Genomic DNA, 7,352 nt, shown 5'->3' with positions numbered 1-7,352 from the left:
GGCAACTGGCCGCTGACCCCGACCATGGACGTGGTGGTGCCTTATGCCCGCACCATGGCCGATCTGCTGGAAATTCTCGACGTGGTGGTCGCCGATGACGCCGACAAGCGCGGCGACCTGTGGCGCCTGCAACCTTGGGTGCCGATTCCGGCGGCCTCCACCGTGCGCCCGGCTTCGTATCTTGAACTGGCAGTGGATGCCAGCGCGCTCAAGGGCAAGCGCTTTGGCGTACCGCGCATGTACATCAATGCCGATGTCGAAGCCGGCACCTCGGAAAAACCAGGCATCGGCGGCCCGACCGGCCAGCGCATCAATACCCGTGCCACGGTGATCGACCTGTGGCAACAGGCCCGCAAGGCCCTGGAAGCGGCCGGCGCCGAAGTACTGGAAGTGGACTTCCCGCTGGTATCCAACTGCGAAGGCGACCGCCCGGGCGCGCCAACCGTGTACAACCGCGGCATCGTCAGCAAGGCATTCCTGCATGACGAATTGTGGGAGCTGTCGGGCTGGGGCTTTGACGATTTCCTTCGTGCCAACGACGACCCCAAGCTCAACCGCCTGGCCGATGTCGACGGGCTGCAGATCTTCCCCCACGACCCCGGCACCTTGCCTAACCGTGAAGACGACCTGGCCGCCGGCATGGACGAATACGTCAACATGGCCAAGCGCGGCCTGAAGACCTGGGACCAGATCGAGACTCTGCCCGATGGCCTGCGCGGCCTGGAGCGCACCCGCAAACTGGACCTGGAAGACTGGATGGACAAGCTTGGCCTGGACGCGGTGCTGTTCCCCACCGTGGCCGACGTGGGCCCGGCGGATGCCGACGTCAACCCGGCATCGGCGGATATCGCCTGGAGCAACGGTATCTGGGTGGCCAACGGCAACCTGGCGATCCGCCACCTGGGCGTACCGACGGTTACGGTACCGATGGGTGTGATGGCCGATATCGGCATGCCGGTCGGGCTGACCTTTGCCGGGCGGGCCTACAGTGACAATGCGCTACTGACCTTCGGTGCCGCCTTTGAGGCGACCGGCTCGCGCCGCATGGTCCCGCCGCGCACGCCGGCACTGGGCTGAGTATCGGGGCTGCTGCGCAGCCCATCGCCGGCAAGCCAGCTCCCACACCGATCGCATTGCCCTAAGGCCATGCGGTCCCTGTGGGAGCTGGCTTGCCGGCGATGAGGTCGGCAAAAACAACACAGATCGCAAAATTCAACTTAATGTGTAAAAATACACAAAACGTTGACTTTGTGGTTTGTCATGCCCATTTCCCCCAACGAAGAACGCCAGCTCACCCTCACCGTGCTCAAGGCCGCCATCCAGGCCTTGGGCAGCGTTGCCGCACGCAACATGGAAATCCTCCTGCATGACCTGGACCACCCGGAGCATTCCGTGGTGGCGATCGTCAATGGCCAGCTTTCCGGCCGCAGCGTCGGCAGCCCGATCCTTGCCGCCCCGGAGCAGGACCAGGGCTTCAAGGCGCTGATGCAGGCCTCGGCGGACCAGCGCGGCTGCGAGCCCGTGGTACTGCCAGATTACCCCACCACCCTCAAAGGCCGTACCCTGCGCAGCGCCACGGCGATATTCCGCGACAGTACCGGCCACCCCTTCGCCAGCCTGTGCGTCAACACCGACGTCACCGACCTGGCCGCCGCCATGAATTTTCTACAACAGTTCCAGCCACTGGGCGCCGAGCCCGCTGCCAGCGAACCCGCCGACATGGAACTGCTGATGAGCGAGATCATCCAGGCCTCCCTGCAAAGTGGCCAGGGGCGCATGAACAAGCAGGCCAAGGTCGAGGCCGTACGGGTGATGCAAGAGCGTGGCCTGTTCATCGTCAAGGGCGGCGTGGAAAAAGCCGCCAGCGCCCTCGGCGTGACCCGATACACCATTTACAACTACCTAGAGCAACTGCGCGGAGCCAGCCAATGACCTTGCATATCCACACACCCCTGATCGAATCCCGACCGCTGTCGCTGGCCGCTGGTCGCAACATCTGGCTCAAGCTCGATGCCCTGCAGCCCTGCGGCTCGTTCAAGCTGCGGGGTGTGGGCCACGCCTGCGAGGTGCACAAGGCGCGTGGCGCACAGCATTTCGTGTCATCTTCCGGGGGCAATGCCGGCCTGGCGGTGGCCTATGCCGGGCGCAAGCTCGGCGTGCCGGTGACCGTGGTGGTGCCAGAGACCACTACCGAGCGGGCCCGGCAGCTGTTGTGCCTCGAAGACGCCAAAGTGGTGGTACATGGCAGCTCCTGGCAGGAGGCCAACACATTGGCCCAGACCCTGGTCGGCCCGAATGACGCCTTCATTCACCCGTTCGACGACCCGCTGCTGTGGGCCGGGCATGCCAGCCTGGTGGATGAAGTGGCCCAGGCCGGCCTGAAGCCGGACGCCGTGGTGCTGTCAGTAGGCGGCGGCGGCTTGCTCAGCGGCGTGGTCGAAGGGCTGCGGCGCAATGGCTGGGACGATGTTCCGGTACTGGCGGTCGAAACCACGGGGGCGGCGTCGCTGCATGCGGCCATGCAGGCAGGGCATTCCGTGGAGCTGGAGCGCCTCGCCTCGGTGGCAACGTCGTTGGGCGCCAAACGTGTTGCTGACCAGGCGCTGGCATGCACGCAGCAGCATCCGGTGCGCAGCCACCTGGTCAACGACCGCGCCGCGCTGGAGGCCTGCGAGCGGTTCCTGCTGGACCACCGCGTACTGGTCGAGCCGGCCTGTGGGGCAGCGTTGGCCTTGGCCTATGACCCGAGCAGGCTGGGCAGTTTCCAGAATGTACTGGTGGTGGTCTGCGGCGGGGCTACGGCGACTCTGGAACAGATTCAGGCGTGGTTGCTGCAGGCGGATTGAGGTTGCCTGCGCCGGTGCCATCCGTCACATCAATTCAGTCCTTCTCCGATGATTACGATAGTCACATGCCACTGATCTACTGAGCCCGCCGCAACCGAAAAATCCCTTCGCAATGTCGTCAACCCTGACGAAATGCGTATCGCACCCTTTCGGTCTGCGGCAAGTGAAGGCACAATGCGTGTCCTTTTTTTGGCCGGCCTGGCCGGGGGCCTTTAAATGATCAAGACGCCGTATTACCTCATCGATAAAACCAAGCTTCTCAGCAACATGGAGAAGATCGCCTACGTGCGTGAACACTCCGGCGCCAAGGCGCTGCTGGCACTCAAGTGCTTCGCGACCTGGTCGGTATTCGACCTGATGCAGCAGTACATGGACGGCACCACCTCGTCCTCCCTCTTCGAGCTCAAGCTCGGCCGCCAGAAGTTCGCCGGTGAAACCCACGCCTACAGCGTGGCGTGGGCTGACGACGAGGTCGAGGAAATGCTCGAGAACTGCGACAAGATCATCTTCAACTCGATCGGCCAGCTGCAACGCTTTGCCGAACAGTCCGAAGGCAAGGTCCGCGGCTTGCGTGTCAACCCGCAGGTGAGCAGCTCCGACTACCTGCTGGCCGACCCGGCCCGCCCGTTCAGCCGCCTCGGTGAGTGGGACCCGGAGAAGATCGAAAAGGTGATCGAACAGATCTCCGGCTTCATGTTCCACAACAACTGCGAGAACGGTGACTTCAGCCTGTTCGACAAAATGCTCACGCACATCGAAGAGCGCTTCGGCCACCTGCTGCACAAGGTCGAGTGGGTCAGCCTGGGTGGTGGCATCCACTTCACCGGTGAAGACTATGCGGTCGACGCGTTCTGCGCGCGCCTCAAGGCTTTCTCGCAAACCTACGGCGTGCAGGTGTACCTGGAGCCCGGCGAAGCCGCCATCACCAACAGCGCCTCGCTGGAAGTGACCGTGCTCGACACCCTGTACAACGGCAAGCACCTGGCCGTGGTCGACAGCTCGATCGAAGCGCACCTGCTCGACCTGCTGATCTACCGCCTCAACGCCAAGATGGCCCCCAATGACGGCGAGCACACCTACATGGTCTGCGGCAAATCGTGCCTGGCCGGTGACATCTTCGGCGAGTACAAATTCGATCGTCCGCTGGCCATCGGCGACCGCCTGTCGTTCATCGACACCGCGGGTTACACCATGGTCAAGAAAAACTGGTTCAACGGTCTGAAGATGCCTTCCATTGTGGTCAAACAACTCGACGGCAGCGTCGAAGTGGTCCGCGAGTTCGGTTTTGAAGACTACGTTTCCAGCCTGTCGTAAGACCGGCTTTCAGTAAGGAGCAAGGGATAAATTGAAGAAGAACGTTCTTATCATTGGTGCAGGAGGTGTCGCCAAGGTGGTGGCCCACAAGTGCGCGCAGCATAACGACGAACTGGGTCGTATCGCTATTGCGTCACGGAACATCTCCAAATGCCAGGCCATCATCGACAGCGTCAAGGCCAAGGGTAGCCTCAAGGTACCCGCCGACATCCAGGCCTTCTCGCTCAACGCCCTCGATGTCGAGGCCACCAAGGCACTGATCCGCGAGACCGAATCGCAGATCGTGATCAACGTGGGTTCCGCGTTCCTCAACATGTCGGTGCTGCGTGCCTGCATCGATACCGGTGTCGCCTACCTGGACACCGCCATCCACGAAGAGCCGGGCAAGATCTGCGAAACCCCGCCGTGGTACGGCAACTACGAGTGGAAACACCTCGAAGAGTGCCAGGCCAAGAACATTACCGCCATTCTCGGCGTCGGATTCGACCCGGGTGTGGTGAACAGCTACGCCAAACTGGCGCAGCAGCAGTATTTCGACAGCATTGATTCGATCGACATTCTCGACGTCAATGCCGGTTCGCATGGCAAGTACTTTGCTACCAACTTCGACCCGGAAATCAACTTCCGCGAGTTCACCGGGCAAGTGTACAGCTGGCAGAACAGCCAGTGGACCAGCAACAGCATGTTCGAGGTCAAGCGTACCGACGACCTGCCCGTGGTAGGGTCGCAGAACCTGTACCTGACCGGGCACGATGAAGTTCACTCGATTTCGAAGAACCTCAACGTGCCAAACGTGCGTTTCTGGATGAGCTTCGGCGAGCACTACATCAATGTGTTCACCGTGCTGAAAAACCTGGGCCTGCTCAGCGAGCAACCGGTGAAAACCGCCGAAGGCCTGGAAGTGGTACCGCTGAAAGTGGTCAAGGCCGTGCTGCCAGACCCGGCCTCCCTGGCCCCTGGCTACACCGGCAAGACCTGCATCGGTGACCTGGTCAAGGGCACCAAGGATGGCCAGCCGCGCGAAGTGTTCATCTACAACGTGGCCGACCACGAAGAAGCCTACGCCGAGACCGACAGCCAGGGCATTTCCTACACCGCAGGCGTACCGCCAGTGGCTGCAGCCCTGCTGGTCGCGCGTGGTGAGTGGGATGCCAAGCGCATGGTCAACGTCGAGGAGCTGCCAGCCGAGCCGTTCCTCAAGGCGCTGGACGTGATGGGCTTGCCGACCCGCGTCAAAGATGAAAAAGGTGATCGTCCCTGGGACGCTGAAGCCTAAGTAACAAGACAGACAGGGCGCCATCGCGGCGCCCTTTCTGTTGTTGCTGGCCTGACCGCTACTTTCGCGCTTCCAGGATGAGGTTGAAGGGCGTCTGCGTCGCCCGCCGAAACCGCCTGAAGCCCGCCTCCTCGAACACTGCCCGCAATCTTGCCTCCCCGGCCTGCGCACCCAGCCCAAGCCCCACCTCCTGCGACAGCGAGTTCGGCGTGCAGATAAACGTTGACGCCGCATAGAACAACCGCCCGACCGGCGTCAGGTTGCCGTCCAGTGAATCCTCGGCATAAGGTTCCACCAGCATCACCGTGCCGTCCGCCTTGAGCGCCCGGTAAGCATGCCTGGCCGCCCCCACCGGGTCGCCCATGTCGTGCAGGCAATCGAAGAAACACACCAGGTCGTGATCATGCCCCGGGTAGTCCTTTGCGCTGGCTTGCTGGAAGCTGACCCGGCCCGTCAATCCCGCCTCTCGCGCCCGCTGGTTGGCAGTGGTGATCGAAGGCCCATGGTAGTCATAACCGACAAAGGTCGAAGCCGGAAACGCCTGGGCCATCACCAGGGTCGAGGCACCGTGCCCGCACCCCACATCTGCCACCTTGGCGCCGGCCTGCAGCCTGGCCACTACGCCCTCCAGCGCGGGCAGCCATTCGCTGACCAGGAACGTGCGGTAGCCCGGCCGGAAGAACCGTTCGGTACCGCTGAACATGCAGGGGTGATGGTCGCCCCAGGCCAACCCGCCATCGCCGCGCATGGCCGCCACCAGCTTGTCCTTGTCGTGGAACAATGCCGCCACCACCGCTGCGCCGCCGGCCATGTAAGCCGGGGAATCCTCCAGCGCCAGCGCCATGGCCTGCTCTTCGGGCAGCACGAACCGGCCCTTGTCATGCACCATGTAGCCGGCCGCCGCTTGGGCGTTCAGCCATTCGCGCACCAGCCGCGGGTGGCAGCCGGTCTTTGCCGCCAGCGCCTCGGGGCTGGTCGGCTGGCTGTCGGCCATGGCCCGATAAAGCCCCAGTTCGTCGCCCAGAATGACATTGGCCAGGGTCGCCGCCGCGCCCATGTCGCCCACCAGCTTGCCCATGAAGTCGTGAAGCCGTGCCTCGTCCATGACCTGCCCTCCTCTGCAAGAAGGCCATCGCCAGCGAGGGACATCCGCTCCGGGGTGACGGTGGTCGATTGGATGGAATGGCGCGCTGGTTCAGCAAGGTAGCGAGCCATTCGTAAGTTTAGATGTCTCCAGGGCGCACATCCGCGATTTGGACTACACACGCACAATCCTCGATCTACATGCGCAAACTGATTCGGCACAGGGCGATGACCTGCGCAGGTAACAATATCTAAACAAGACTGTGACATTTTTTTTCAGCTTTCCTATCAAGGAGCTGTCAGATGAAAGTCACGGTTTTCGGTACCGGCTATGTCGGCCTGACCCAGGCAGTGTGCCTGGCGCAGGTGGGGCACTCGGTGTTGTGCATGGATGTCGACGCCGAGCGGGTCGCTGCACTCAATGAAGGCCAGTGCCCGATCTTCGAGCCCGGCCTGGCGCCGATGCTGGAGAACAGCCTGGCCTGCGGTCGCTTGCGCTTCACCACCGACGCCGCACAGGCAGCCAACCACGCCAGGCTGCAGTTCATCGCGGTGGGCACCCCGCCCCACGCCGATGGCAGCGCCGACCTGAAGCACGTGTTTGCCGTGGTCGACTGCATCCTCGAACATGCCACCGGCCCCAAGGTCATCGTCAACAAGTCCACGGCACCGGTCGGCACGGTGCACCGCATCAAGGCGCGCATTGCCCAGGCCGTGGCCGACACCAGCCGCTTTCAGGTCATCAGCAACCCCGAGTTCCTCAAGGAAGGCTCTGCGGTGGACGACTGCATGCGCCCGGAGCGCATCATCATCGGCGGCGCCGAGGCGGCCGA

General features: G+C 62.9%; 6 protein-coding genes and 1 pseudogene. 6 read left to right on the top strand and 1 reads right to left on the bottom strand.

Features of this window, described 5'->3' with window-relative positions; translation table 11 throughout:
- From HP546_RS23000 to HP546_RS22980, 5 genes are all read left to right on the top strand, one after another.
- Window positions 1-1,077: amidase (locus HP546_RS23000; RefSeq protein ID WP_172229894.1), on the top strand; the 1,077-nt coding region annotated here is incomplete at its 5' end.
- 183 nt (window positions 1,078-1,260) lie between these two features.
- Entirely contained in the window at window positions 1,261-1,932 is a 672-nt protein-coding gene (locus HP546_RS22995; RefSeq protein WP_172229891.1) for a transcriptional regulator, read from the top strand.
- Complete coding sequence (locus tag HP546_RS22990; protein ID WP_172229888.1) at window positions 1,929-2,846, top strand: pyridoxal-phosphate dependent enzyme; 918 nt, start codon at window positions 1,929-1,931, stop codon at window positions 2,844-2,846. The genes HP546_RS22995 and HP546_RS22990 overlap by 4 nt, the downstream gene beginning before the upstream one ends.
- Before the next feature lie 216 nt (window positions 2,847-3,062).
- Entirely contained in the window at window positions 3,063-4,160 is a 1,098-nt protein-coding gene (locus HP546_RS22985) for a carboxynorspermidine decarboxylase (RefSeq protein WP_172229885.1), read from the top strand.
- Between the two features lie 31 nt (window positions 4,161-4,191).
- The gene (locus HP546_RS22980) at window positions 4,192-5,436 is read left to right on the top strand and encodes a saccharopine dehydrogenase family protein (protein WP_172229882.1); all 1,245 of its coding nucleotides are present in this window, start codon (window positions 4,192-4,194) and stop codon (window positions 5,434-5,436) included.
- A 58-nt stretch (window positions 5,437-5,494) separates the two neighbouring features.
- Here HP546_RS22980 and HP546_RS22975 read toward each other — a convergent pair whose 3' ends face one another.
- The gene (locus HP546_RS22975; RefSeq protein WP_172229879.1) at window positions 5,495-6,541 is read right to left on the bottom strand and encodes a class I SAM-dependent methyltransferase; all 1,047 of its coding nucleotides are present in this window, start codon (window positions 6,539-6,541) and stop codon (window positions 5,495-5,497) included.
- Between the two features lie 281 nt (window positions 6,542-6,822).
- Here HP546_RS22975 and HP546_RS22970 point away from each other — a divergent pair.
- A pseudogene (locus HP546_RS22970) lies at window positions 6,823-7,352 on the top strand (UDP-glucose/GDP-mannose dehydrogenase family protein); the annotation flags it as partial.

It is taken from the genome of Pseudomonas sp. CM25 (assembly GCF_013179705.1).
Classification (GTDB): Bacteria; Pseudomonadota; Gammaproteobacteria; order Pseudomonadales; family Pseudomonadaceae; genus Aquipseudomonas.
Note: the sequence above shows the minus strand (reverse complement) of the source record. Positions and strands in the feature narration are given on the sequence as shown.